At 57.5% G+C, this 26,998-nt stretch carries 21 protein-coding genes; 16 read left to right on the plus strand and 5 right to left on the minus strand.

The window, feature by feature from the left end; all coding sequences use genetic code 11:
- Window positions 1-77 precede the first annotated feature (77 nt).
- A complete protein-coding gene (locus AC1DVF_RS02620; protein ID WP_477781953.1) occupies window positions 78-1,241 on the plus strand; it encodes a sterol desaturase family protein in 1,164 nt (387 codons plus the stop codon).
- 42 nt (window positions 1,242-1,283) lie between these two features.
- On the opposite strand, the gene AC1DVF_RS02625 is transcribed toward AC1DVF_RS02620, so the two are convergent.
- The 4 genes from AC1DVF_RS02625 to rsgA all read right to left on the minus strand — a co-directional run bounded on the left by AC1DVF_RS02625 (window position 1,284) and on the right by rsgA (window position 4,382).
- Complete coding sequence (locus AC1DVF_RS02625) at window positions 1,284-1,769, minus strand: toll/interleukin-1 receptor domain-containing protein (protein WP_093430168.1); 486 nt, start codon at window positions 1,767-1,769, stop codon at window positions 1,284-1,286.
- Complete coding sequence (locus tag AC1DVF_RS02630) at window positions 1,769-2,728, minus strand: caspase family protein (RefSeq protein ID WP_099757835.1); 960 nt, start codon at window positions 2,726-2,728, stop codon at window positions 1,769-1,771. The genes AC1DVF_RS02625 and AC1DVF_RS02630 overlap by 1 nt, the downstream gene beginning before the upstream one ends.
- Before the next feature lie 2 nt (window positions 2,729-2,730).
- Window positions 2,731-3,138: a TIR domain-containing protein gene (locus tag AC1DVF_RS02635; RefSeq protein ID WP_093430170.1), complete on the minus strand. Its 408-nt coding sequence runs from the start codon at window positions 3,136-3,138 to the stop codon at window positions 2,731-2,733.
- Between the two features lie 212 nt (window positions 3,139-3,350).
- The gene (rsgA, locus tag AC1DVF_RS02640; protein ID WP_016985702.1) at window positions 3,351-4,382 is read right to left on the minus strand and encodes a small ribosomal subunit biogenesis GTPase RsgA; all 1,032 of its coding nucleotides are present in this window, start codon (window positions 4,380-4,382) and stop codon (window positions 3,351-3,353) included.
- Window positions 4,383-4,489: 107 nt separating this feature from the next.
- Here rsgA and orn point away from each other — a divergent pair, with 107 nt between their 5' ends.
- From orn to AC1DVF_RS02670, 6 genes are all read left to right on the plus strand, one after another.
- Window positions 4,490-5,032 carry an oligoribonuclease gene (gene orn, locus AC1DVF_RS02645; protein ID WP_003221098.1) on the plus strand — a complete coding sequence of 181 codons (543 nt, stop codon included), beginning with the start codon at window positions 4,490-4,492 and terminating at the stop codon, window positions 5,030-5,032.
- A 92-nt stretch (window positions 5,033-5,124) separates the two neighbouring features.
- Entirely contained in the window at window positions 5,125-5,736 is a 612-nt protein-coding gene (locus AC1DVF_RS02650) for a trimeric intracellular cation channel family protein (protein WP_093430171.1), read from the plus strand.
- Window positions 5,737-5,911: 175 nt separating this feature from the next.
- Entirely contained in the window at window positions 5,912-6,943 is a 1,032-nt protein-coding gene (locus AC1DVF_RS02655) for a hypothetical protein (protein WP_257356900.1), read from the plus strand.
- Window positions 6,944-7,130: 187 nt separating this feature from the next.
- Window positions 7,131-9,560, plus strand: a complete 2,430-nt coding sequence (locus tag AC1DVF_RS02660; protein ID WP_477781954.1) for a leucine-rich repeat domain-containing protein — start codon at window positions 7,131-7,133, stop codon at window positions 9,558-9,560.
- 339 nt (window positions 9,561-9,899) lie between these two features.
- A complete protein-coding gene (locus tag AC1DVF_RS02665; protein WP_460089659.1) occupies window positions 9,900-10,886 on the plus strand; it encodes a hypothetical protein in 987 nt (328 codons plus the stop codon).
- A gap of 23 nt (window positions 10,887-10,909) precedes the next feature.
- Window positions 10,910-15,754, plus strand: coding sequence for an RHS repeat domain-containing protein (locus tag AC1DVF_RS02670; protein ID WP_477781955.1), 4,845 nt, complete (start codon window positions 10,910-10,912; stop codon window positions 15,752-15,754).
- 25 nt (window positions 15,755-15,779) lie between these two features.
- Here AC1DVF_RS02670 and queG read toward each other — a convergent pair whose 3' ends face one another.
- Window positions 15,780-16,853 carry a tRNA epoxyqueuosine(34) reductase QueG gene (queG, locus tag AC1DVF_RS02675; RefSeq protein ID WP_460130663.1) on the minus strand — a complete coding sequence of 358 codons (1,074 nt, stop codon included), beginning with the start codon at window positions 16,851-16,853 and terminating at the stop codon, window positions 15,780-15,782.
- A 63-nt stretch (window positions 16,854-16,916) separates the two neighbouring features.
- Between queG and AC1DVF_RS02680 the strand changes: the two genes are divergently transcribed.
- From AC1DVF_RS02680 to hflC, 9 genes are all read left to right on the plus strand, one after another.
- Window positions 16,917-18,416 carry an NAD(P)H-hydrate dehydratase gene (locus tag AC1DVF_RS02680; RefSeq protein WP_460089664.1) on the plus strand — a complete coding sequence of 500 codons (1,500 nt, stop codon included), beginning with the start codon at window positions 16,917-16,919 and terminating at the stop codon, window positions 18,414-18,416.
- On the plus strand, window positions 18,404-18,874 hold the full coding sequence (gene tsaE / locus AC1DVF_RS02685; protein WP_016985707.1) for a tRNA (adenosine(37)-N6)-threonylcarbamoyltransferase complex ATPase subunit type 1 TsaE: 471 nt from the start codon (window positions 18,404-18,406) through the stop codon (window positions 18,872-18,874). Before AC1DVF_RS02680 ends, tsaE begins: the two co-directional genes overlap by 13 nt.
- Before the next feature lie 57 nt (window positions 18,875-18,931).
- Window positions 18,932-20,305, plus strand: coding sequence for an N-acetylmuramoyl-L-alanine amidase (locus AC1DVF_RS02690; RefSeq protein WP_371748301.1), 1,374 nt, complete (start codon window positions 18,932-18,934; stop codon window positions 20,303-20,305).
- An 8-nt stretch (window positions 20,306-20,313) separates the two neighbouring features.
- The gene (gene mutL / locus AC1DVF_RS02695) at window positions 20,314-22,215 is read left to right on the plus strand and encodes a DNA mismatch repair endonuclease MutL (protein WP_175559558.1); all 1,902 of its coding nucleotides are present in this window, start codon (window positions 20,314-20,316) and stop codon (window positions 22,213-22,215) included.
- Window positions 22,215-23,186, plus strand: a complete 972-nt coding sequence (gene miaA, locus AC1DVF_RS02700) for a tRNA (adenosine(37)-N6)-dimethylallyltransferase MiaA (RefSeq protein WP_477781956.1) — start codon at window positions 22,215-22,217, stop codon at window positions 23,184-23,186. The genes mutL and miaA overlap by 1 nt, the downstream gene beginning before the upstream one ends.
- Before the next feature lie 95 nt (window positions 23,187-23,281).
- On the plus strand, window positions 23,282-23,542 hold the full coding sequence (hfq, locus tag AC1DVF_RS02705) for an RNA chaperone Hfq (protein WP_007902656.1): 261 nt from the start codon (window positions 23,282-23,284) through the stop codon (window positions 23,540-23,542).
- Window positions 23,543-23,554: 12 nt separating this feature from the next.
- Complete coding sequence (gene hflX / locus AC1DVF_RS02710; protein ID WP_093430181.1) at window positions 23,555-24,856, plus strand: ribosome rescue GTPase HflX; 1,302 nt, start codon at window positions 23,555-23,557, stop codon at window positions 24,854-24,856.
- 96 nt (window positions 24,857-24,952) lie between these two features.
- Window positions 24,953-26,128, plus strand: coding sequence for an FtsH protease activity modulator HflK (gene hflK / locus AC1DVF_RS02715; RefSeq protein WP_016984785.1), 1,176 nt, complete (start codon window positions 24,953-24,955; stop codon window positions 26,126-26,128).
- Complete coding sequence (hflC, locus tag AC1DVF_RS02720; RefSeq protein ID WP_016984784.1) at window positions 26,128-26,997, plus strand: protease modulator HflC; 870 nt, start codon at window positions 26,128-26,130, stop codon at window positions 26,995-26,997. The genes hflK and hflC overlap by 1 nt, the downstream gene beginning before the upstream one ends.
- The last annotated feature ends 1 nt before the right edge of the window (window position 26,998 follow it).

A 26,998-nucleotide genomic window follows, 5' to 3' on the forward strand; every position in this document is an offset into this window, starting at 1 on the left:
ACGGTCACCGTGGCTTTTTTGTTTCTGCCTGCGTCGCAATGAGCAGTCGCAGTATTCGCAATCACGGAAGATCAGTAATGGAAAGACTCAAAGCCTATTTTCAGCGGCACGGCAACGCACCCTTCAAGTTTGGCGAGGGGCGGGTCAGTGGCTATATATCAGCCACCCTCGGGCTGTTGAGCCTGTTGGCGGTGTTCTGCTTCCTGTTTCCCGAGTGGCTGACCACAGCCGAACTGCGCAAGGTCTATGACGAGCAGTTCGCGCGCACCACGCTATTGCTCGGTCTGGTGGTTTCGTTCAGCCTCGGCACCCTGAATATCCTGCTCAACAAACGCAAGCGTCTGGGGATTACCGGTCTGGTTGCATCGGGCCTGGCGGTGTTCCTTGGGGGCACCAACGTACAAGTCAGCTCGATCGGGCAGACCCCGTACTCGCTCGGTCTGGACTGGTTCGTGCTGGCGCTGCTGGTGTCGGCGATCGTGTTCATTCCGCTGGAAAAACTCTATTCCAAGGATCCCGAGCAAAACATCCTGCGCCCGCACTGGCGCACCGACCTGACCTACTTTTTCGTCAGCCACATGCTGGTGCAGTTCATCCTGATCTTCATCACCGCCTCGTCGAGTTACATCGCCGGCTGGGCGATGTCGCCGGGCTTGCAGGCCAGTGTCCAGAGCTTGCCACTGGTGGTGCAGTTTCTGCTGGCGATACTGGTCGCCGATCTCGGTCAGTACTGGCTGCACCGGCTCTACCATGTAGTGCCATGGCTGTGGCGCATTCACGCGGTGCATCACTCCAGTACGCACATGGACTGGCTCGCCGGCTCCCGCGTGCACTTCATTGAAATCCTGCTGACCCGCACTGGCGTGCTGGTGCCATTGATGCTGCTGGGCTTCGCGCCGCAAGCGTTGAATGCCTATGTAATCCTGGTCGGTGTTCAAGCGGTACTGGCCCACGCCAACGTGCGAATCAACGGCGGCTGGCTGAACTACCTGATCGTGCTGCCGCGCTATCACCATTGGCACCACGCCCGGCACAAGGACTACATCTACAAAAACTACGCGATCCACACGCCGCTGGTGGATATGCTCTTCGGTACGTTCAAGCTGCCGCCAAAGGAATGGCCGGTGCGTTATGGCGTGTTTGGCAAGGAGCTGCCAGGCGGGATTGTGCGTCAGCACCTGTATGCGTTTCGCAAGCCTGAGCCAAAAGTAGTTGTGCCAAAACCGCCGGCCAGCGTGTGAGGCAAAAAAAGCCGCGAGATGATCGCGGCTTTTTTACGTCTGTCAGAACCCGCGCCGAATCCGGTTCTTCAGTTGTTCGTGGAAAATCTCGGCGTTGCGCTTATAGGTGCCGCTAAAGGATTCATTGCTCGAATCCAGCGTCATCGAGCGTTTATTCGACACTTCCTCGCGATACGCGTCGATAAAAAAATTCAGATCACTGTCCGTGCTCAGCTTCGGCCACTTATCCAGATACAGCGGCAGCTCCGTCGGCCCGGTCTTGAACGAGCAGATCCGCCGGTTGCTGATGGTCGCTTCGCCAATTTCGAACGGCACCCACCACGATAACGCAGTCTTTTCCGAGACCACTGCCAGCAGGTGCGTGCATTCGGTGATGTTGCGGGTGATGACCCCAGTGATGTCGTCGGTGGTCTGCGACTCGGGGTCGAGCACGTCGAGGTAGGTTTTGATGTTGGCCTGGATCAGGCGGCTATTGATGGCGATGGCGTGGGCGCGATCCATGTGGCGGTAGCTGATGAATACGGGCATCAGAAGTGTCCTTTTATGGCGAGTTCGCGGTAGTAGGCGCCGAGGGCGGTGAGGCGGCAGCCGGTGGAGTTGATGGCGGCGTAGTACATGTGTTCGGCGTCCACGGGCTCGATCAGGCTGTGGCGATTGCACATTTGCAGTTGCTTGAAGATGTCGCCGTGCTCGGGGTTGAACAGCGCTTCGGTGGGCTCGTAGCTGGGGTCGAGTCTGAAAACGAAGCTCGGTTCCGGGAACCAGTCCTTGAGTTTGCGCAGGGTTTCTTCGGCGATCAGCGGCGCGACCTCGCGTAGCGGCACAAACTGCGAGACATTGGTCTTGAATACCGGACGCTGTTCCCAGGCTCCCAGCGCATTGTCGACAAACGAATAGACGCTACCGGGGGTGACCTTGCCGAGTACGTTGGCAGCGCCACCATGCAGCGCTTGCAGCAACAGATCCGTAAATACCCCGTGACCGCGGCTTTCCAGGGCGTACTGTTCTTTTTTGCAGGCGGTGAGAATGGTCACGCCTTCGCCGATCACACTGCTGCCGCCGCGCAGGTTGCGCAGGGCGCCTGCTGCACCGGCCTGGCAGCAATCGAGAATGATGATTTTATTCTTGATGTGCGGGGCTTTGTCCGCCCATTCCAGAATGTCGCTGATGCGAATACCGTCTCCGCCAGGCTGATAGTCCTGGGGAATCAGTAGTCCTTCGTCGATGCTGGTGTCGAACTGCCCATGACCGGCGAAGTACAGCAGTGCCACGTCACAGTCGCCTGAGAACAGGCTCTGGATCTGCTGTTTCATGAGTTTGAGCGTTAGTTGTTCTTCGGCCGACGTCAGCACTTTGCTGCTGAAGTTCGGGCGCCCGTTGGCGTGACGCTCCAATACCGAAGCCATGGCCATTGCGTCGTTGTTACAACCGCTCAACGGCGAGACGTAGTCGTAGTGGTTGATGCCGATAAACAGTCCCTTGCGCATGATCACACCGCCGTATGCAGGCGAATCGCGCTGACGATGCTATTGGTGTTCCACGCGCATTCGGCGTGTGCCGCGTCACGTACCACGGCGGAAATGCGCTCGGCGCCGAATGGCTTGATCGCGATGATCACCTTGCCCATGCGTTTGGCGATCTCGATTTCCTTGTTGATCCACTTGCTGTAGGTCGAATACATCCCGGCCATGATTAGTACCGCCGAGCAGGGGCGAATCTTGTTTTCGATGGCTTCTTCGAGCTGCTTGTCGGTCTGCGCGCCCATGATCGGGTTATGTGGCGGCACGGAAAAATTCTTGAAACTGAAATCCGGCCTGGCGCCGAGCAGGCGTACCAGATTGTCGTGAGCGTGGGCGTAGTTCCACGAATGGCTGATGAACAGGTGATAGGTCTGCATGGGGTTCCTCGAAGGTCGCGAAGGTGCGAAGGAGGACCCCAATCTAGGCATCTGGAGCTTGCCTACAAGGGTTGGGCGGTGAAAGAGAAATGTCCTGCAGGCAGGCGTGTGCGGGCCTGTAAGAAAAGTCTGGCGTTTAACGGAATCGAGGGTTTGTCAGGCGCAGTCCGACATCCGGCAGCCCTCGGGCGAGGTACTGCCGGTGCAGATGTTTAGTAGCCGTTTTCCGGCAGGCTGGCGATGATCGAGCGGTAGCTGTTCATCCGCTGCTGCTGCACGCGGCCATCTTCCAGCGCCTTGAGCAGTGCACAACCGGGTTCGCGGTCGTGTTTGCAGTCGCGAAAGCGGCAGGTGCCGAGCAGGTCATTGAACTCGATGAAACCGGCTTCAACATCGGCGCGGCTGACGTGACCCAAGCCGAATTCGCGGATACCCGGGGAGTCGATCAACTCACCGCCGCCAGGGAAGTGGAACAGGCGCGCAGTAGTCGTCGTGTGCGTACCCTGACCGGACAACTCGGACAACGGCCCGACACGGGTTTCCACTTCAGGCAGCAAGCTGTTGACCAGCGATGACTTGCCGACACCGGACTGGCCGACGAACACGCTGATGCGGCCGTCGAGCTGCTGTTGCAGTTGTTCCATGCCGTTGCCGTGGTGCGCCGACACTTCCAGCACCGGATAACCGAGAGTGCGGTACACCGCCAGCAGCGCATTCAGTGCTGGGGCGTTCTGCTCGTCGATCAAGTCGAATTTGTTCAACAGCAGGAGCGGCCGGATGCCAGCGTGTTCGGCGGCAACCAGATAGCGGTCGATCAGGTTGGCATGCGGCTCGGGCAGCGGCGCGAAGACGATGACGATCATGTCGACATTGGCGGCTACCGGTTTGAGCTGGCCACGGCTGTCCGGGCGGCACAGTTCGGTGGTGCGCGGCAGTTGCGCGACGATCACCCCGATGCCCTGATTGCCGGCACGCCAGACGACTGTGTCGCCGGTCACCAGCGCAGGCAGGTTGGCGCGCAAGTGGCAGCGGAACACCTGGCCGGCCTGATCACCGTCAACGGCCTCGACCTCGACCTGTACACCGAAGTGGGCAATCACCAGGCCGGTCTGTTCCGGGCCCAGGTCGCCGCCCTCAAGGGCTTCGACAGCCGAGGACTCGCGTTTGGCGGCGCGTGCAGCGCGCTCGCCCTGAATCTTTTCGATGCGCCAGTTTTGACGACGATTGAGTTGGCGTTTGGCCATGGGTGTTCCGTCTGAAGAATGCAGCGATTAGGTAAAACGGCCGCGAGTTTAGCACGCCCGGCCACCGGCCTAGGCTAAACTGCGCAGCATTGCCTAGGAGCCGACATATGCAAAACCCGCAGAACCTGATCTGGATCGACCTGGAAATGACCGGTCTGGATCCGGAAAACGACGTCATCATCGAGATGGCCACCATCGTCACCGACAGTGATCTGAACACCTTGGCCGAAGGCCCGGTGATCGCTATCCACCACAGTGACGAAGTGCTCGCGCGTATGGACGAGTGGAACACCCGCACCCACGGCAACTCCGGCCTGACCCAGCGCGTGCGTGACAGCCGAATCAGCATGGCCGAAGCCGAAGCTGAAACCATCGCCTTCCTGGAAAAATGGGTACCGAAGGGCAAGTCGCCGATCTGTGGCAACAGCATCTGTCAGGATCGCCGCTTCCTTTATACCCACATGAAAGCGCTGGAAAGCTATTTCCACTATCGCAACCTCGACGTCTCCACGCTCAAGGAACTGGCCGCGCGCTGGGCACCGGACGTGCGCGACAGCTTCAAGAAGGGCAGCACCCACCTCGCGCTGGACGATATCCGTGAGTCGATCGCCGAGTTGCAGCACTACCGCAAGCATTTCATCAAGTTCTGATGCCTGGCGATGGGGGCGGGCATTGCGATTGCCCCCTTTTGGTGCCGCACTGAAATGGCTAGACTGCGCGCCTTCCTGCCTGGATCGCCACCATGTTGCTGATGCTCTATCTGATCGCCATCACCGCTGAAGCCATGACTGGCGCCCTGTCTGCCGGGCGGCGCGGCATGGACTGGTTTGGCGTGGTACTGATCGCCTGCGTAACAGCCTTGGGCGGTGGCTCGGTGCGCGATGTGCTGCTCGGGCATTATCCGCTGACCTGGGTAAAACACCCGGAATACCTGGTGCTGACTTCGGTAGCGGCAATGTTCACCGTGTTCACCGCGCGCTGGATGCGCCACTTGCGTTCGCTGTTCCTGGTGCTCGACGCCGTCGGTCTGGTGGCGTTCACCCTGATTGGCTGCATGACCGCGCTGGAAATGGGCCACGGCATGCTGGTGGCGTCGGTCAGCGGCGTGATCACGGGGGTGTTCGGTGGCATCTTGCGCGATATTTTCTGCAACGACATTCCGCTGATCTTTCGCCGCGAACTGTATGCGAGCGTCTCCTTCGCTGCAGCGTGGTGCTACATGCTGTGTCTTTATCTGAATGTGCCCGGTGAACAAGCCATTCTGATTACGCTGTTCGGCGGGTTCTTGTTACGTCTGCTGGCCATCCGTTTTCATTGGGAAATGCCCAAGTTTGTTTATAACGACGAGCCTTGATGGTTGTCGCCGGAAAATAGTTGTTTGCCAGATAAAAGTCTGTAAGCCACTAGAGGTTTGCAAGCGTATGTTTCTTACATTTTTCGCTTTGCTGTTTATTTGAAAGGTCTGTAATTTTTTTGTTGGCATATTTTCGATGTCGACATTTAAATATTACTCTTCGAAGGAACACATCATGAGTGAAAGCATGGATGCTACACACGATCAGCAAACCACTGCGCCCATACTCGCAGGCCTTGCCATTATGAAGGTCAAGTTTGATGCGAGCGACAATACTCGCACCAAGTCGCTGTTTGGTAATGGCCGGATGCAGGTGAAAGTACAAGTTTTGGTTTCCGGGATAGACGCCAACGGCAATGCCATGCACGTGCCTGCAGATGTAATGGAAAGCATCGAACTGATTCATTACAGCACTGGCAAAACGTTGCGCGACGGCTGGGCCGCAAGCACCGATCAAGGGCGGTTTACGATTGAGGCGCGACCTTCAACCTCCGCCGGAGACGCTCCCGACAACGATCCGGAAAATGACAGCGTCCATCCTCAGGTCCGCACGTTTTGGGTATCCTCATCGAGCGCCGGGACGACCCAGATTGGTGCGCGCCTGTCGCTGAACGGTGAGAGGATTCTCAGTAATGGAACGACACTCTCCAGTGTTCATGACAGTAGTGTAACCATCGAAGCACAACCTCCATCGGCGTACTCCATCGAAGAATTTCGCTGGTATCAAACCCGGCGCGGCGATGAATTGCCCGGCAATCGAATCTGGAGCCATCGTCTTGGGCTCTATCCGCGAGGGCAGCAGATCAAGCTGGTCGATTGGGTTGTAGACGGAGTAGGAGAAGGCGTTGACCATAAGTTTGCGGGGGGTAACAGACTTAATGAAATAAAAACCAATTATATGGAGGTCATTCTTGTTCGCCCTGAAAAACAAAGTGTGACTGTGATCTTGCCGGCTAACGGAGATCCTTTTGTATACACCTTTTTTCCTGACGCCCATACATGGGGTCGAGAACATTATGATGTGAAGATTCAGAGCGATGGCGAGCTAACTGTCGTGCAAGCCCTGTCCGAATACTCGGAAGCCGGTAAAGGTTCCAAGTACGGAAACAAGCTTCACTTTCTTGCCATTGATGAACACGGTACGGAGCATAGGCTGGCGATTCGCGTAAACTTTTACGAGCGAAATTTATATCTGGAACGAGGCTAAGACTCACCTTCGCTGATGCAATGCCAGTGGATGTAGTAGATAGATATGCTTTTTGGCATGGTAACTACCGATAAGCTGTGGTGTTCAATTATCAGGTAATTGCATTCAAAGTGCTTTTGCTTATATCGAGTGTTGGCCCCTTCTGTAATGCGGGGCCAACGCAGCCATATCTCAAGGATGAGCAGCCATGACTGGCAAACCGCCAAAGGTCAAACCTGTACCTGCCCCAATCAAAATCCCCGAATTCAGCGTAGACGGTACTCATCGGCCACCGCCCGGCTCTTCAGCAATGCCGCACCTGTCTATACCCCATCACCTCGAAACGCTGCCCGTTTCCTTCGGGCCTGACTCGATCGCAGTGACGCCAGCGATCAGAGTGAGCGTGAACCCGAGGTCATCTGCGATCGATGAGTTCGCGATGCGTGCCGCGAAGTACTCACTGGCAGATTACTGGATACCCGCACCCAAAATCTTCGGTGAAGCCGATGCGCAAGGCATCAGGATTGTGAAGCAGCGCCAGTACGTGGCCGTGGCCGATGACCATGTCGTGCAAGTGGTGCTGGACGCTGAGAGCGGGCTGTTTCGCGCCACTCTGGCCAGTGAGCTCGACCCCTCCGGCCCGCTATTGAAGCCGGACAACGAAGGCCGGTTCTGGGGGCCGCTGGACAGCGATGTCACCCCCTTCACTGACTCAATCTCAGTACAAACCGCAGAACTTTTTCGGCGGATGGGCCGTTCCGTGGCGCAATTTTCCGCCGCCATGGTTGCACGTGTGCTGGCAGTGAGCGGGGTCAATGAACCAGTGCTGCGCGATGTGCTCATGAATGATCGCCCTGCGCCTTTTTTACTGGAGGACACCATCAGGCGATTCGAACTTGATCAGACGATTCAGGCGCAGGGACGCGGGGCCGCCCCTGAGCGATTTAGGCGGTTCAAGGATCTGGAAGATGCCTTTGAATCCGATTGCGATGAAAACACTTTACGGATGCGCCGGGTGTTTCCACATCTACCGAAAACCGCTGCGCAGGCGATATGGCGCAATATGAGCGCTGCCGAACGTTTACATATGCACAACCTGCCAGGCATGCCTCAGCGAGTGGCGAAAGAGGCACTGGTGGCGCTGCGAGAGATTCGCCTGGCAAGGGCCGTGGAAGGCATTCACTTAGAGGCCGTAGCCAACCCGGACAGTGATCGGTTAGTGCTGCATATGCTCGGAAATCTGGCGAATTGGCCGCGGCAGACGCGTGTCGAGATTCGCCAAAGGACGATGGACGGGCATGTCCTGAGCGCTATCGGCGATGCCCGATCACCGTTTCGTCACATACTGATCCGTCAGGATGATGGCTATGTCCTCCAGAACAGCGACGCCCAATTACCTCGGAAATCGAAGGATCTGTACTCAACCATCTGGTTTCTGTTGTCGCCCGGGCATCGTCAGTTGCTGGGTGTGACAGAAGATGGTGGTGCGGCGTTGCAACAGTGGGTCCGCGCGCAGCCGTTGCCATCACGCCAAACTGTGAGTGAGTTGTTGGGGATGGCGCCGCTTGCGGTCACCGTTGATCCTGCCACTGCACAACACCGGCAAAAGGGGCAGTTGCGTGGCGGCGGCGACAACAACCCGACATCGACCAGGTCCGTTGCCGACCGTGTGCGTGATCTTTATCCGCATCTTCCAGATGAGGAGGTGACGGCATTTATCACCGAGCGTTTGAAGAGTGATCCATCCGGCATATTGCTGCGCCTGGAAAAAGAATTTGCGACATTGCGTAATGAACTGGCGATATGGAATGCCGATGGGGCGTCATCTCATACGCAGACGTCGGAACCAGAGGGAGCGTCGACGCTTGCCGAACGACGCCAGGCTCGCGAGAAGTTCAGCGCAAAGCTGCAAGATATCTGGCAGCGCAAGTCGGTTTCGAGATGGGGCGAGGGGGATTATTATTTTTCTCACTATGTTGATTTTTCGGGTGAGTTACCAAGGTTGTCCGCCCGATTTGAATATGTAGCAGAGTTGATATTGACCGCAAATGAACCGGGTGCACGGATAGGTGCGTTTCTCGACAGCTTTCCGAATATTCAATATTTGGGAGTCGTTGGCATAAAAATGGAGGGATTCCCGTCAGGAATATTTCAAATGCGCCAGTTAAGCGAGCTTACGCTGGACGGGTGCTCGCTAAAACTATCCGAGGTCACAGCTGAAGGATTGTCCAGAATCGAAACGCTGACCCGATTGAATCTGGCAAACAATCCTCTGACAGTTGCTCCGCATGTAGGCTACATGGCCGGTTTAACCGGATTGATGCTGAGCAACGCACATCTTTCCAGCGTTCCTTCAGGCATAGATTCGCTCAGGAAGCTGGGGGTCGCGGCATTGCATGATAATAATATTTCTGACGTGGGATATGAATTGTTCGAGATTCCCGATACGCAGGATCTATTCATTGGTTTATTGAATAATCCGCTGAGTGACGCGTCAAGGCAACGGATTAGTCAGTATCTTGAAAACTCCAGTATGGATCGGAAGGTGGAAATCCAGACGGAGGAGGTGGTTTTCGAATCTGACTCCGATAGCGAGTCCTCGGAAAGCGGATTCTCGACAGGCTCAGACAGTGACTGAATATTGGTGGAAGTAACCGCTCCTTTGTTTTTCTAACATAACCTGACAAGAATAAACTGCCCGTTGGCTCCTCTTTTGATTCTGTGCAGTTGAGATCAGGAGGGGAGCAAGTTGTTGAGTGCTGAAATCAAAGGGGCAGGCGGAGTGTGGTTGAAGTTTGCTTGATGTGGTCTGCGATTGTTGAATGTATTAGCATTTGTGAGGGTTGTTGGGGTTGATGTTGAAATATTACTTTCTCATAATTTGTCGAATGTCGCGGCTGTTCTTATTTAAATCGATCGTCAATAGTTTGCTGAGTCCTTAGAGGGCGAAGTGTATTAATCAGCAAGGTATTGATAAATGTTTGATGAGCAAATTGGTATTTCCCGTATCGAAGTTAAATTCGATGCCACAAGGTCGGGCCAGCATAAAGTGCTTTATGCCAACGGGCGCATGCAGGTGCGTGTTTTGGTGCTTCTGCACGGGATCGATAACAATGGTGATGGCGCATCTCTGTATGGGCATCCCGCCCTGCAATCACTGCGGTTGATCGCCTATAACGGCGCGCGGCCTTTGGAAGGAAACTGGAGCGTATCGCTGCAGGAAAATCGTTATGCTCACGAAATGTCGGGTGGTGCGCCGCGAGTTACCGAAGTTCCACGTGCCACGCACAATCGGATAAGTGACGAGTCTGATCCCGTGCAGATTTTCCAGTTTTGGGTTTCGGCCACCAGGCCCGGAATCATGGAAGTGGCCGCCGAAATTCTCGTGGATGGCGTGTTATTGCGAAGTAACGGAATCGGCTTTGACAGCAGTGTTACGCTGGAGGCAATTCCGCCGAAAGAATATTCGCTGAAGAGCTTTACATTCAATGAATATGGTATCAAACAGCAGAAAGCACAATATGACTGGGTTCAAAGTCATCACATTGGGCTGCACGCGGACGGCAGGCAGATTCACCTGCTTGACTGGTACAGCAGTGAGGTAAAACTTGATCCTTATGATTCCGAAGATGCGGTGCAAGTCTATGCCTCCGGAAACATTCCTGGTACTCGCGATGGGCGCAGAAATTTTTACGGTTACATGGCACCCATCTACGGCCTGAAAGCAAATTTTCGCAGTCCCCTCGGTATTATGAACGTGCCGATCAACAATGTGCCTGGGCAACTGACGCTTGTTCAATATATTTCCGCTGACCTGCAAGTGGGGCGGGAAAGCGAGGGTTCATTCGAGTTTGCAGTGATCGATGAGTTTGGCTCGGAACACAGGCTGTGTATCGAAGGTAATAAAGAGCAGCGCACTTTTATTCTGGGTGAGTCCAAGCGATCAATGAAACAGCTTGTCTGATTTCATAATGTGGTCAGCGATGTTTGCTGGCCAAGTTTGCGAGTCAATATCTGGATCTTGAAATAAAAGGACGTTTTTCTATGGAAAGTAATTCATCTTCCGCTGTTCATTCAAGCGCTTTCAATTTCGGTGAGTTTGTTTCCGGAGGTGTTGATCCTCGTACGGGTATGTACACGTGCGCCTTTTCGTTGGGAAAGTTGCACTCGTCGGATCTTAACGGCCCTGAGTTCGCACTTTCACTGAGCTTCAATCCGCTTAATCAGACGGACTTTGGTTTTGGCATTGGTTGGTCTTTGACCCTGACCAATTACGACTTGCGCAGCAAAGTCATGACGCTGTCCAACGGTGAGCGCTACAAGGCTGTAGAAACGTCCACCGGTCTGAAGTTCAAGGAAATGAAGTTGCAAACGGCAAAGGTGCTGGTGACCGGAGCAGGGCGCTATGAAGTTCGCTACAAGGATGGTCGACGTGAACTGCTCAAGGTCCTGGCTGGCACTCAGGTCGCTGTAGCAGAAAAAATAATCGCGGCGAACGGTGTGAGCATCGCTTTGAAGTACGAGTTGTTCAACCAGTTTCCCAGGTTGAGCGAAGTCCGTGACAGCAAACGATGCCTGCTGAAAATCACACGCAGTGCAGGTCAGGTAACGTTGACCCGATATCCCGACACCTCGTCCGGGTCCGAATCCAGGTTGATCTTGAAAAACAGTCGGGTAACGGCAATCGAGCTTCCGGCCGGTAAAGGTTGGGAGCTGGAATATGAAGTGATTGATGACGCCAGCTATTTGCACCGCGTCGTCAATCCATTACGCGGCGTCGAGATCATTCGATACAAGCGGCAGGGTCATGGCTTCGAAAGTGGTGTGGAACGAACACTGCCGTTTGTTATCGCTCACGATACCTACCCTGGGCGCGGCCAGCCCAGACTCTGCAAGACATACACTTACTCCGACCGCAACTTCCTTGGGCAAGGCCTTCTCCCGGCCACGGACAATGACCTGGATCCTCTTTATCTAGCGCCCGGCGATTATGTCTACACCTCGGACGAACAGTTGTTGGTAAGCGGCAGAGTACATACCCGTATTAAACGCACCTACAACAAGTTCCATCTGTTGGTGGCTGAGGTTACAACCTGTGGCGACGCCCAGATCGCCACCGCCACGGAGTATCACTGTTCCGTCATCAAACCCTTCAATGAGCAGGTGGCTCAGTTCCGCATGCCGAWGGTCCAGACAGTGACTCACCTTGATCGGCGCACCCGACAGCAGCGTGTGGAAACCACAACCACCGAATTCGATCACGAAGGCAACTTGCTCAAGCACGTCGAGCCAAGTGGGGTGACGACTGAGACGGAGTTTTATCCGGCAAGTGGTGGAGATAATTGCCCGGAGGATCCGCTGGGTTTCTCCAGGTTCGCGAAAAAGAGGACGGTCACCGCTGCCGCGGCGGATGGTGCTTCGACTGTCACGTATTACGACTATGCGCTACATGCCGCACTGGAAGGTACGGAACTGGCATTTGTGTTACCGGTTGAGGAGCGTTTTTACGAAGTTGTGGAAGGTGTTGAGGTCTTGCGCTCGAAAACCGAGCGCAGTTACCTGAATACGCCCAAGGACCCGCTCAAACACGGGGCCACACAGCAGCAAAGTATCATTCTCAATGATAAAAAAACCTCTACTGAGTTTTCCTATGAACTTGCGGGTGACCGGTTGCGGGTCAAGTCCAGCACACGGGGATTTGACGGCGCGTTGCAGAGCAGTGAGAAGGTGCTTTCGACACTGACCGGATTACCGATGTCGGAGGTCGGTGTCGATGGCGAGCACATCGAACATGAATACGACGCAATCGGCCGGGCAGTGTGCAAAACGGTTGCGGCCGGCACACCTTATGCGGCTGCTACCCGGTGGGTCTATCTGGCCGCCAGCAAACAGCAGCCGGCCACAATGGTGACCACCGATCACGCCGGAGGCGAGCAACGAGTGACCTATGACGGTCTCGAACGTGTGATCACCGTTCAGGAAAAGGACTGCGACCATCCCGACAAGGACGGGCTCATCCCGACTCGCATGCTTTATTCCGCCCTGCATGATTCGGTCGGTCACAAGGTGAAAGTGACGCTGACCGATTGGCGTGATGGCAAGCCCTATCCGCTCAGCACCCGCTACGAATTCGATTCCTGGGGTCAGGTCAACAAGACGCTGCATGCCGATGGGCGTATCGAACACAGCGAGACGGATCCTGTCCTTCGCCAGCAAACCCATTGGCTCCAGGGGATGGGCAAGACACTCACCCTCATCAATGATTTCGGTAAACCGCTCAGTGTCGAGAGCTTCAATCTGAAGAACAAGAGTCTCGGCAAAATCGTTTACACCTATGACGGGTTAGGGCGCACAACCAGCGAGACAGATCCTGTCGGCAATATCACTCGATATGAATACGACGTTTTTGACCGGATAATCCGCAGTGTCCTGCCTGATGCCAGTGCGGTAGTGACCGACTACGCCGAACATAGCGATGCCGGGCTACCGATCGGCATCAAAGTCGGCGACACGGTGTTGGGGCAGCAAACTTATGATGGTCTGGATCGTTTGATACACAGTACCGTAGGCGGACGAAAGTCCGAGGCGGGTTATGAAGCGGGCTTCACTCAGCCGCAGTGGTACAAGAGTGCTGATGGCACAAAAACCGAATTCACTTATTTGCGCGATCTGGGCGGTTTACTGACGGAGCGCAAGTCAGGTGCATTGCTCACGACCCTGACTTACGACCCCGCCAGTGGCAATCCCTTGGCCTGTACCGAAAACGGCAGGGAGCGCAGCTTCACCTATTACCCTTCCGGACGCCTCAAATCCGAAACGACGACCTTCGGCGCTATCACAAAATCAACGTCCAGTACCTGGTCCCTGCAGGGACGACCGATCACCCATGTCGACGTACTCGGAGCCGAAAGCAGATCCGAATACGATAAGCACGGCCGCCTGTTATCCACCTCTCAGGGTTCGTTGAAAACCGAATTCCACTACGCCATCCAGACGGGGATGCTGGACTGGACGAAAACCGAAGAAACGTCGATCAAGCGGCAGATGATCACCCGGTTTGCCTATGACGATATCGGTCGTGAAACCCGCCGTACGTTCGAGATTCAGGGCCAGCCCGACCAGACGCTGGAATCGACTTACACGCTTGCCGGCAAACTGGCGCAGAAAGTCTCCAGGCGCGGCACGCAACTATTGCGCGACGAACAATTCACCTACGATGTGCGCGGGCGACTGATCCAGTACGACTGTGCTGGCACCCAAAAGCCCCGCGATCCGTATGGCAAGGAAATTGTCCAGCAGACGTTCACCTTCGATGCGCTGGATAACATTCTGACCGTGCAGACGAAGTTCCCGCTGGGCATGAATCTGACCACCTTCAGTTATGACAATCCTGATCCTGTACAGCTCAGTGCAGTCAAACATTCCCATGCCGACTATCCACCGGCAGTGACACTGGAATACGACGCCAACGGCAGGATGATCAAGGACGACCAGGCGCGAACCCTGGCCTATGACGCATTCGGACGTCTTGAGCAGTTGTCCAGCGCAGGGGGATCAGTCATTCGTGGCTACCATTACGACGGCTTCGACGATCTGGTCGAACTGTCGCAACCCGACAAGGTGATTACGCAGCGTTACTACCATGCGGGCCGGGTCGCCAATGAGGTGAGTGGTGAAAATTCGTCCAGTGTTGTGCGTCACGGTGGAGCGCTTGTGGGGCAACAGCAGCTCGGTTCGAACGCCGGCGCGCAGCTGTTTGGTACCGATCAGCAGCAAAGCGTGCTGGCAACGCTGGACAAGGAACAGCTCACCGATTGCGCCTACAGCCCTTACGGGCACCGCCCTGCCGAAGGTGGATTGTTCAGCCTGGCAGGGTTCAACGGCGAGCAACTGGATCCGGTGACCGGGTTGTATCTGCTGGGTAACGGTTACAGAGCCTATAGTCCGACACTGATGCGTTTTCTCGCCCCCGACAGCATGAGTCCGTTCGGCGCGGGCGGATTGAATGCCTACAGTTATTGCCTGGGCGACCCTGTCAATCGTGTTGACCCTACCGGACATATATCCTGGCAAACGATCCTGGGCATCGGCCTCAGTATTCTCGGGGTTGTGGCCAGCGTACTGACGATGGGCGCGGCGACGCCATGGGCAGTGGCGGCATTGGGGCTGGCGGTTGCTTCAGGTTTGGCGGGTATCGCCAGCGAGCTGGCCAATGAGCTGGCACCGGGTTCTCAAGCAGGCGAGATATTGGGCTGGATCAGTTTTGGTCTTGGGCTGGCTTCGCTGGGTGCAGGTATGGCAGCGGGTGCAAAAGCTGCAGTGAATGCGGGCAGGAAGATGGCTTCAGCCTTTAGCAAAGGGCTCAGTCCCGATGGCAAGCAAGCAGCCAAAGCGGCAAAACATTTCAAGAAGCCTGGAAAAGGCGCCAAGGCTGCGAGCAAAAAAACCAAGGCACCCGTGGAAACAGTGCCGGATGAACCTTGGCAATTGCACAGGGCCACCGGGACGGATGACGTGCTCAGCGCCACCGGTTATAAAAATTATCAGGATAAGGCTGACGATTTCTACAAACTCATTGAAAGCAATAAGTCCCCCCGCGAAGCAGCTAGGGAGATGACTCTGGCGTACTCGGAATTAGCCAAATACAGCCAAACAAGAAAGTTAACGCATGTTTATATGACGAAGACCACTGGAGGCACGGATCGTATTTACCTTCTAGAGGACAGTGCAACGAGAGTTTGCAAAGTCATTCAGTCGGGCGGCCATTGGTCTAACGGGCAAACCTCCGGAAGAATAAGAGCGGCTGAAAAGATAGATACAACTCGCATGTGAGCAGCCTGATTACGTTACTTGCCCATTATGAGTTTGAAGGTCTGGAGTGCCGTCCCAGTGCCCACTCCACATGTTCCCTGACCAACTCTGACGGATAATCCCGTCGCGCCTTCAACGCTTCCAGCACCGGAATCGTTGAAGGCGCATTGCCCAGCCCCACCGCGAGATTCCTCAACCAGCGCTCATACCCCGCCCGCCGCAACGGCGAACCTTCAGTGCTGCTCAAAAACTTCTCTTCATTCCACAAAAACAGCTCCGCTAATTCGGCATTGTCGAGATTGTGCCGTGGCTTGAAATCGCTTTCCCCTGAGGGCTTGGCGAAGCGGTTCCACGGGCAGACGATCTGGCAGTCATCGCAGCCGAACACACGATTGCCAATCAGCGGCCGCAGATCCTCGGGGATTGCGGTTTTCAGCTCGATGGTCAGATAGGAAATGCAGCGCCGCGCGTCCAGCACGTAGGGACCGACGAAAGCATTGGTCGGGCAAATGTCGAGGCACGCGGTGCAGCGGCCGCAATGTTCAGTGCTGTGCGGTTCATCCACCGGAAGTGGCAGATCGACAAACAACTCGCTCAGGAAGAAATAACTACCGGCCTTGCGATTCAGTACCAGAGTGTTTTTGCCGATCCAGCCCAGCCCGGCCTGTTCGGCGATGGCTTTTTCCAGCACCGGGGCGCTGTCGACAAACGCGCGGAAACCGAACGGGCCGATCTGCGCTTGAATCTTGTCGGCCAATTGCTGCACACGTTTACGGATTAATTTGTGGTAATCGCGGCCCAAGGCATAACGCGACACGTAGGCTTTTTCCGGTTGCGCGAGCATTTGCGCCATTTGCGTGTCGCCGGGCAGGTAGTCCATGCGCAGCGAGACCACGCGCAACGTGCCCGGCACCAGTTCTTCGGGGTGCGAGCGTTTGCTGCCATGGGCGCCCATGTAGTCCATTTCGCCGTGGTAACCGGCCTCGAGCCAGCGCGCGAGGTGCTGCTCATGCTCGGCCAGATCCAGGCCGCTGATGCCGACTTGCTGGAAGCCCAGCTCGCGGCCCCAATCCTTGATCGATTGGGCGAGGGCGGGCAGGTCTGTGGTGATGGCGGACATGAGGCGAGAGAAACCGGAGCTGAGGTGCGTATAATTCTGCCAGACATCGGAGCCCGAAGACGCATGCCGCACACGAAAGATGAATTACCCGACGCGCTGTATGGCGCCGCACAGGTGCGCGAACTCGATGCACGGCTGATTGCCGCCGGTACGCCGGGCTTCGAATTGATGCAGCGCGCGGCCCATGCGACGTGGCGCGCATTGGTACGGCAGTGGCCTTCGGCGACTGAACTGACGGTGCTGGCCGGGCATGGCAACAATGCGGGAGACGGTTATCTGGTCGCGGCCATGGCCCAGCGAGCCGGGTTGCTCGTGCGGGTGTTGGCGGTCGGTGATCCCCGGCAATTGCAGGGCGACGCGGCGTCAGCCCATGCCGAGGCCTCGACGCACGGTGTGGCGATTCAGGGCTGGAGCGCTGACAGCGAGTTGCGCGGGGTCATCCTCGATGCCCTGCTCGGCACCGGCCTGAGCGGCGACGTGCGTGAGCCGTATGCCACCGCGATCAATGCGATCAACGTCAGTGGTTTGCCGGTTGCTGCGGTCGATATCCCTTCCGGATTGTGTGCCGACACTGGGCGAGCGCTGGGTGTCGCGGTCTGTGCCGATCTCACGGTGACCTTTATTGGTCTGAAGCTTGGGCTTTTCACCGGTGACGCGGCGGATCATGTCGGCGCGCTGCTGTTCAACGATTTGCAGGCGCCAGCGGAAACTTACCGTGACATTCCTGTCCGCGCCCAGCAACTCAATGCCGCTAATCTTCCTCGATTGGCGCCGCGCGCGCCGGCGTCGCACAAGGGGCGTTTTGGCCATGTGTTGCTGATCGGTGGCGATCACGGATTTGGCGGGGCGATCCTGCTCAGTACCGAAACGGCGTTGCGCAGCGGCGCGGGCATGGTTTCGCTGGCGACCCGTCCCGAGCATGTGCCAGCAGCCCTGACCCGTGTGCCGGAAGCTATGGTTCTTGGCACCTCATCGGCCAATCAGTTGATGGGTTTGCTGGAAAAAGTCTCGACGCTGGTCGTCGGTCCTGGCCTCGGCCAGGCCAGTTGGGGCCGCGCATTACTGTCGGCGGCGGCCAACGCGGCATTGCCGCAAGTGTGGGATGCCGACGCACTGAACTTGCTGGCGAGTGATTTCGTTCAATTGCCCAAGGATTGCGTGATCACCCCGCATCCGGGCGAAGCAGCGCGTTTGCTGGGCATCAGCACCGCCGACGTGCAGGCGGATCGTCCGGCAGCAGCGTTGGCGCTGAGCAAAAAATATACAGCAGTGGTGGTGTTGAAAGGCGCAGGCAGCCTGATTGCGCATCCCGATGGCCGTTTGGCGCTTTGTCACCAAGGTCATCCGGCCATGGCCACTGCTGGACTCGGCGACGTACTGGCCGGGTTGACCGGTGCGCTGCTGGCGCAGGGCATGGCCGGTTTTGATGCGGCGTGTCTGGCGGTCTGGCTGCACGCCAATGCCGGTCAGCAACAAGGAAAATTCGGCCGTGGGCTGGCGGCCAGTGATCTGATTCCAGCCATTCGTCAGTTGTTGGAGGAGCAAGCACCGTGTCTGAAGTAACCCTGTACCTGGCCGATGAACAGGCCATGAGCGACTTTGGCGCACGGATCGCCCGCGTGACCCAGGGCCATGGCCTGATTTTTCTCGAAGGCAACCTGGGCATGGGCAAAACCACCCTGTCGCGGGGCATCATTCGCGGCTTGGGCCATGTCGGCGCGGTAAAAAGTCCGACCTTCACCTTGGTCGAACCCTACGAGATCGGTGACATCCGCGCCTTCCACTTTGACCTGTATCGCCTGGTCGATCCGGAAGAGCTGGAGTTTCTCGGCATCCGCGACTACTTCGAAGACGATGCCCTGTGCCTGATCGAATGGCCCGATAAAGGTGCAGGCTTTTTGCCAAAGCCTGACCTGACCATTACCATTAGCCCGCAAGACAGCGGGCGTTCGCTGAAAATTTTATCCCAGGGCTCGCGTGGCGAGGCCTGGTGTGCCGCTTTGGCGTTGGAATCCAATTAAATGATGGGGTTAGGTATGCGCTTTCGCGCGTTGGTGGCTGCCGCTGGACTGTTGTTGATGGCAGTGACTGTCAACGCCGTGGCCGATTCAAAGGTCAATAGCGTGCGCCTGTGGCGGGCGCCGGATAACACGCGACTGGTCTTCGACCTGAGCGGCCCGGTGCAGCACAGCGTGTTTACCCTGACCGCGCCGGATCGTCTGGTGATCGACATCAACGGTGCCACCCTCGGTGCACCGCTGAATGTGCAGACCGCAAACACGCCGATCACCGCAATGCGCTCGGCCCAGCGTACGCCGACTGATCTGCGCGTGGTCATCGACCTGAAAAAAGCCGTCACCCCGAAAAGCTTCTCGCTGGCGCCGAACGCGCAGTACGGCAACCGCCTGGTGGTCGACCTGTTCGATAACCCGGCCGACGCCGCACCGCCGCCTGCGCCGACGCCGCAGGTCGCGACTGTGCCAGCGGTGCCGGTAACCCCGACCGAACCGGCAATCAAGTTGCCGCCAGCCCCGGCCGGCAAGCGCGACATTATTGTGGTGATCGACGCCGGCCACGGTGGCGAGGACCCGGGCGCATCCGGTTCGCGCGGTCAGCGTGAGAAAGACGTAGTGCTGCAGATCGCTCGCGAACTGCAGCGTCAGGTCAACGGCATGAAAGGCTTCCGTGCCGAATTGACCCGTACCGGCGACTACTTCATCCCGTTGCGCGGCCGTACCGAAATCGCTCGCAAGAAAGGCGCCGACCTGTTCGTCTCGATTCATGCTGACGCCGCGCCGTCTGCGGCCGCCTTCGGCGCGTCGGTGTTTGCCCTGTCTGATCGCGGCGCAACTTCCGAGACCGCGCGTTGGCTGGCCGACAGCGAAAACCGTTCCGACTTGATCGGTGGTGCCGGCAACGTCAGCCTCGACGACAAGGACCGCATGCTCGCCGGCGTATTGCTCGACCTGTCGATGACCGCCTCGCTGACTTCCAGCCTCAACGTCGGCCAGAAAGTCCTGACCAACATCGGCCGCGTCACGCCGCTGCACAAACAGCGTGTGGAACAGGCCGGGTTCATGGTGTTGAAGTCGCCGGACATCCCGTCGATCCTGGTCGAAACCGGGTTTATCTCCAACGCCAACGAAGCGAACAAACTCTCGGCATCGAGCCACCAGCAAGCGTTGGCCCGCTCGATCAGTAGCGGCGTGCGCCAGTTCTTCCAGCAGAACCCGCCACCGGGCACTTACATCGCCTGGCTGCGTGATTCCGGCAAGATCGCTCAAGGCCCGCGCGATCATCGCGTCGGTCCGGGTGAAACGCTGGCGATGATCGGCGTGCGCTACCAGGTGTCGCCGGCCACGCTGCGCGCTGCCAACAATCTGAAAAGCGATGAGTTGAAAGTCGGTCAGCACTTGACCATTCCTGGCACCGAACTGGCGTCCAAAGAATGAACGAAGTGCTGAACGCTGCTGCCCGTATCGAACTGCTCAGCCCACGGCTGGCGAACCAGATCGCCGCCGGTGAGGTGGTTGAACGTCCGGCCTCGGTGATCAAGGAACTGCTGGAAAACAGCCTCGATTCCGGCGCCAAGCGTATTGATGTCGATGTCGAGCAGGGCGGGGTCAAGTTGCTGCGGGTGCGTGACGATGGCAGCGGCATCTCTGCCGATGACCTGCCGCTGGCCCTGGCCCGTCACGCCACCAGCAAGATTCGCAACCTGGAAGACCTTGAGCAGGTGATGAGCCTCGGTTTCCGGGGTGAGGCGCTGGCCTCGATCAGCTCCGTGGCGCGCCTGACGCTGACCTCGCGTACTCGCGATGCCGATCAAGCGTGGCAAGTCGAAACCGAAGGCCGCGACATGGCGCCTCGGGTGCAACCGGCAGCGCATCCGGTCGGCACTTCCGTGGAAGTTCGCGACCTGTTCTTCAACACCCCGGCGCGACGCAAATTCCTCAAGACCGAAAAAACCGAGTTCGATCACCTGCAAGAAGTGATCAAGCGTCTGGCGCTGGCGCGTTTCGACGTGGCTTTCCATCTGCGGCATAACGGCAAGACCATTCTCAGCCTGCACGAAGCCCACGATGACGCGGCCCGCGCCCGGCGTGTGGCGGCGATCTGCGGTTCGGGTTTCCTCGAGCAGGCGCTGCCGATCGAGATCGAGCGCAACGGCTTGCACCTGTGGGGCTGGGTTGGTTTGCCGACCTTCAACCGCAGTCAGGCGGATCTGCAGTATTTCTTTGTGAATGGCCGGGCGGTGCGCGACAAACTTGTGGCTCACGCCGTGCGTCAGGCCTATCGCGACGTGCTGTTCAACGGCCGTCACCCGACGTTTGCGCTGTTTTTTGAAGTCGATCCGGCGGCGGTCGACGTCAACGTGCACCCGACCAAACACGAAGTGCGCTTCCGTGACGGGCGCATGGTGCATGACTTCCTTTATGGCACGTTGCACCGTGCTTTGGGCGACGTGCGTCCGGAAGATCAGCTTGCCGGTTCCGTGACCACAGCTGTTGTGCGGCCAACGGGCCTCGATGCCGGTGAGTTCGGCCCGCAGGGTGAAATGCGTCTGGCGGCCAATGCGCTGCTGGAGCAACCGCAGGCACAACCGGCGTTCAATACCTCGTCCGGCGCCAGCGCTGGCGGGGCTTACCAGTATCAATACACGCCACGCCCACAATCAGCGGTACCGCCGGCTGCCGAGGCTCAGGCTGCGTATCGCGAGTTTTTCGCGCCGCTGCCTGAGGCTAATGCCAACGCGCTGCCGGCCGGGCAGGAAGATATTCCTCCGCTGGGTTATGCCTTGGCGCAGTTGAAAGGTATCTACATTCTTTCCGAAAACGCCCAAGGGCTGGTGCTGGTGGACATGCACGCTGCTCACGAGCGGATCATGTACGAACGCCTGAAAATCGCCATGGCCAGCGAGGGCCTCAGTGGGCAGCCATTGTTGGTGCCTGAATCCCTGGCCGTTAGCCAGCGCGAGGCCGATTGCGCTGAAGAGCACGCGGCATGGTTCCAGCGTCTGGGGTTCGAGCTGCAGCGTCTGGGCCCGGAAACCCTGGCGATCCGCCAAATCCCGGCGTTGTTGAAACAGGCCGAAGCCAACCGTCTGGTCGGCGATGTCCTGTCGGACTTGATGGAGTACGGCACCAGCGACCGGATTCAGGCACACCTCAACGAGTTGCTCGGCACCATGGCCTGCCACGGCGCGATCCGCGCCAACCGGCGTTTGGCCCTGCCGGAAATGAACGGCCTGCTACGCGACATGGAAAACACCGAGCGCAGCGGTCAATGCAACCATGGCCGACCGACCTGGACCCAATTGGGCCTGGACGATCTGGACAAACTGTTTCTGCGCGGTCGTTGATGAGCCAGCTTCCTCCAGCGATTTTCCTGATGGGCCCGACCGCTGCGGGCAAGACCGATCTGGCCATTGAGCTGACCAAGGTGCTGCCGTGCGAGTTGATCAGTGTCGATTCAGCGCTGGTCTATCGCGGCATGGACATCGGCACCGCCAAGCCTTCGAAAGAACTGCTGGCCGAATATCCGCACCGCTTGATCGATATTCTCGACCCGGCTGAGGCTTATTCGGCTGCGGATTTCCGGCGCGATGCCCTGCAAGCCATGGCCGAGATCACCGCGCGCGGAAAAATTCCGCTGTTGGTCGGCGGTACGATGCTCTATTACAAGGCTTTGGTCGAAGGTCTGGCGGATATGCCAGCGGCCGATGCCGATGTTCGCGCGCAGATCGAAGAAGAGGCTGCACGCCTCGGTTGGCAAGCCTTGCACGATCAATTGGCGAGCATTGACCCGGTGTCAGCGGCGCGCATTCACCCGAACGATCCGCAGCGCTTGAGTCGCGCGCTGGAAGTTTATCGAGTCAGCGGTCAGAGCATGACCGAGCTGCGTCAGCAACAATCTGCGCAAAGTACTGAAGCAGCCGCTTCGGGACTGCAACAATTGCCCTATACTGTCGCGAACTTGGCCATTGCCCCGGCGAATCGTCAGGTATTGCACGAGCGCATTAAACAAAGATTCACAAATATGTTGGAACAGGGGTTCCTCGACGAGGTCGTAGCCCTGCGTAAAAGAAGTGACCTGCATTCGGGGTTGCCGTCTATACGTGCGGTAGGCTACCGCCAAGTCTGGGACTACCTGGATGGCAAGCTGACGTTGGCCGAAATGCATGAGCGCGGCATTATCGCCACGCGCCAATTGGCCAAACGCCAGTTCACCTGGCTGCGCAGCTGGGAAGATATACACTGGCTGGACAGTCTTGATTGCGACAATCTGCCACGCGCCTTGAAATACCTTGGGACCATCTCCATATTGAGCTGAGTCCTTGCAATTGCCGTCTATCCTTGGGGGTGTGGCGGCCAAAGCCATCTGAATTACCTATTTTTTATTATTGAATCCTTAAAGGAGTGCGGCACATGTCAAAAGGGCATTCGCTACAAGACCCTTACTTGAATACTTTACGTAAAGAGAAAGTTGGGGTTTCCATCTACCTGGTCAACGGTATCAAACTGCAAGGCACGATCGAGTCGTTCGACCAATTCGTGATCCTGCTGAAAAACACCGTAAGCCAGATGGTTTACAAACACGCTATCTCGACAGTAGTGCCGGTTCGTCCAATTCGTCTGCCTAGCGCAACCGAATCCGAAGCAGGTGACGCTGAGCCAGGTAACGCCTGATAGGAGTCTCCTTTGTTCTTTGAGCGCCACGGTGGTGGTGAACGAGTGATCCTCGTTCACTTGGATGGACAGGACCCTGAGGCGCGCGAAGATCCGCAGGAGTTTCAGGAATTGGCTAATTCGGCCGGCGCCGAGACCGTTGCGTTTTTTAACGTGCCGCGTCATCGGCCAACCGCCAAATTTCTGATCGGCAGCGGCAAGGTCGAGGAACTGCGCGACCTGGTCAAGGCTGAAGAAGCCGATCTGGTGATTTTCAATCACATCCTCACGCCCAGTCAGGAACGTAACCTCGAACGTGTTTTCGAGTGTCGCGTGATCGACCGTACCGGTCTGATTCTCGATATTTTCGCCCAACGCGCCCGTACCCATGAAGGCAAGCTCCAGGTCGAACTGGCCCAGCTTGACCACATGAGCACGCGGCTGGTTCGCGGCTGGACTCACCTTGAGCGTCAGGGTGGCGGCATCGGCATGCGCGGCCCGGGTGAGACCCAACTGGAAACCGACCGCCGTTTGCTGCGGGTCCGCCTGCGCCAGATCAAGGGGCGGCTGGAGAAGGTGCGCAGCCAGCGCGAGCAATCGCGACGTGGCCGCTCCCGTGCGGATATCCCTACCGTGTCTTTGGTGGGATATACCAACGCCGGCAAATCGACACTCTTCAACAATGTGACGAAATCCGATGTTTACGCGGCCGACCAGTTGTTCGCCACACTGGACCCGACGCTGCGCCGTCTGGATCTGGACGACCTGGGGCCGATTGTTCTGGCGGATACGGTAGGCTTCATTCGTCACCTGCCGCACAAGCTGGTCGAAGCATTTCGGTCTACCCTCGAAGAGTCGGCCAACTCCGACCTGTTGTTGCACGTGATCGATGCGGCCGAACCGGATCGCATGTTGCAGATCGAGCAGGTGATGGTGGTGCTGGGCGAGATTGGTGCCCAGGACTTGCCGATACTCGAGGTCTATAACAAACTCGATTTGCTTGAAGGCGTTGAGCCACAAATCCAGCGCGACGAAAACGGCAAGCCCCAGCGGGTCTGGCTTTCGGCGCGTGATGGCAGTGGTCTGGAATTGCTTGAACAAGCCATTGCCGAATTGCTCGGCAGTGATTTGTTCATCGGTACATTGCGCTTGCCGCAACGATTCGCCCGACTGCGTGCGCAGTTTTTCGAACTCGGTGCGGTGCAGAAAGAAGAGCATGACGAAGAAGGCATCAGCCTGCTGGCCGTTCGTTTGCCCCGGGTCGAGCTGAATCGACTGGTAAGCCGCGAAGGATTGCAGCCGATGGAGTTCATCGAGCAACACACTTTGCAATAAAAGCCTGAAGAAGCGGTTGTGCCGTAACGGCAGGCATTCTGTAGCATTGGTCGGCGCGCCGTGGGTGCGTCTTTGCTTTATCAGATGGAGAGCGCTATGGCTTGGAATGAGCCGGGTGGCAACTCGAATAATCAGGATCCTTGGGGTGGCAAACGCCGCAATAACGGCGACCGCAAGGGGCCACCGGATCTCGACGAGGCCTTCCGAAAGCTGCAGGAAAGCCTGAACGGGTTGTTCGGTGGTGGTAAGAAACGCGGTGGTGATGACGGCGGTGGTTCGGGCAGGAGCGGTGGCGGCTTCGGCGGTCTGCTCGGCATCGGCCTCGTCGTGCTGGCGGCTGTCTGGCTGTACAGCGCGGTCTATGTGGTGGACGAGCAGGAGCAGGCCGTGGTGCTGCGCTTTGGCAAGTACTACGAGACCGTTGGCCCGGGCCTGAATATCTACTTCCCGCCGATCGATAAAAAGTACATGGAAAACGTCACGCGTGAGCGTGCGTACACCAAGCAGGGCCAGATGCTGACCGAAGACGAGAACATCGTCGAAGTGCCGCTGACCGTGCAGTACAAGATCAGCAACCTGCAGGACTTCGTGCTGAACGTCGATCAGCCGGAAATCAGTCTGCAGCATGCGACTGACAGTGCCTTGCGCCACGTGGTGGGTTCCACCGCCATGGACCAGGTGCTGACCGAAGGTCGTGAATTGATGGCCAGCGAAATCAAGGAGCGTCTGCAACGCTTCCTCGATACCTATCGCACCGGTATCACCGTCACTCAGGTCAACGTACAGAGCGCAGCGGCACCGCGTGAAGTGCAGGAAGCCTTCGATGACGTGATCCGCGCCCGTGAAGACGAGCAGCGTTCGCGCAACCAGGCTGAAACCTACGCCAACGGCGTCGTGCCGGAAGCCCGTGGTCAGGCCCAGCGCATCCTCGAGGATGCCAACGGTTATCGCGACGAAACGGTCTCGCGCGCCAAGGGTGAGGCCGATCGCTTTACCAAGCTGGTCGCCGAGTACCGCAAGGCACCTGAGGTTACCCGCCAGCGTCTGTACCTGGACACCATGCAGGAAGTCTTCAGCAATACCAGCAAGGTACTCGTGACCGGCAACAAGAACGGCCAGAGCAACCTGCTTTACCTGCCGTTGGACAAAATGATTCAGAACAGTTCGGGCAGCAATGCACCGGTCACCGGTTCGGCTGCCGCCAGCAACAACACGGACGTCACGCCGCATGTCACTGACCTGCCGCAGTCGCGCACAAGGGAGACCCGCTGATGAGCAATAAATCGCTGATCGCCCTGATCGTTGGCGTTGTTGTGGTACTGGTGGGCTGGAACTGCTTCTACATCGTGGCTCAGACCGAGCGTGCGGTGCTGCTGCAATTCGGTCGCGTGGTTCAGGCCGATGTTCAGCCAGGCCTGCATGTGAAAGTGCCTTACGTTAACCAGGTGCGTAAATTCGACGCACGTCTGATGACGCTGGATGCACCGACACAGCGCTTCCTGACCCTGGAAAAGAAAGCCGTGATGGTCGATGCCTATGCCAAGTGGCGCGTGAAGGATGCCGAGCGCTTCTACACCGCAACTTCCGGCCTCAAGCAAATCGCCGACGAGCGCCTGTCCCGTCGTCTGGAATCCGGTCTGCGTGACCAGTTCGGTAAGCGCACCCTGCACGAGGTGGTGTCGGGTGAGCGTGACGCACTGATGGCTGACATCACTGCTTCGCTGAACAAAATGGCGGAAAAAGAGCTGGGTATCGAAGTTGTCGATGTCCGGGTCAAGGCCATCGATCTGCCGAAAGAAGTAAACCGCAGTGTGTTCGAACGTATGAGCACCGAGCGTGAGCGTGAAGCTCGCGAGCACCGCGCCAAGGGTAACGAGCTGGCTGAAGGCATCCGTGCCGACGCCGATCGTCAACGCCGCGTGCTCCTGGCTGAAGCCTATCGTGAGTCCGAAGAGGTTCGCGGTGATGGTGATGCCCAGGCCGCTGCGATCTACTCCAAGGCCTACGGTCAGGATCAGGAGTTCTACAGTTTCTATCGTAGCCTGCGCGCCTACCGTGAAAGTTTCGCGAACAAATCCGACGTATTGGTCCTCGACCCAAGCAGCGACTTTTTCCACTACCTGGAAAAGGCCAAGCCTTGAT

Source organism: Pseudomonas sp. P4_D7, from assembly GCF_056401755.1.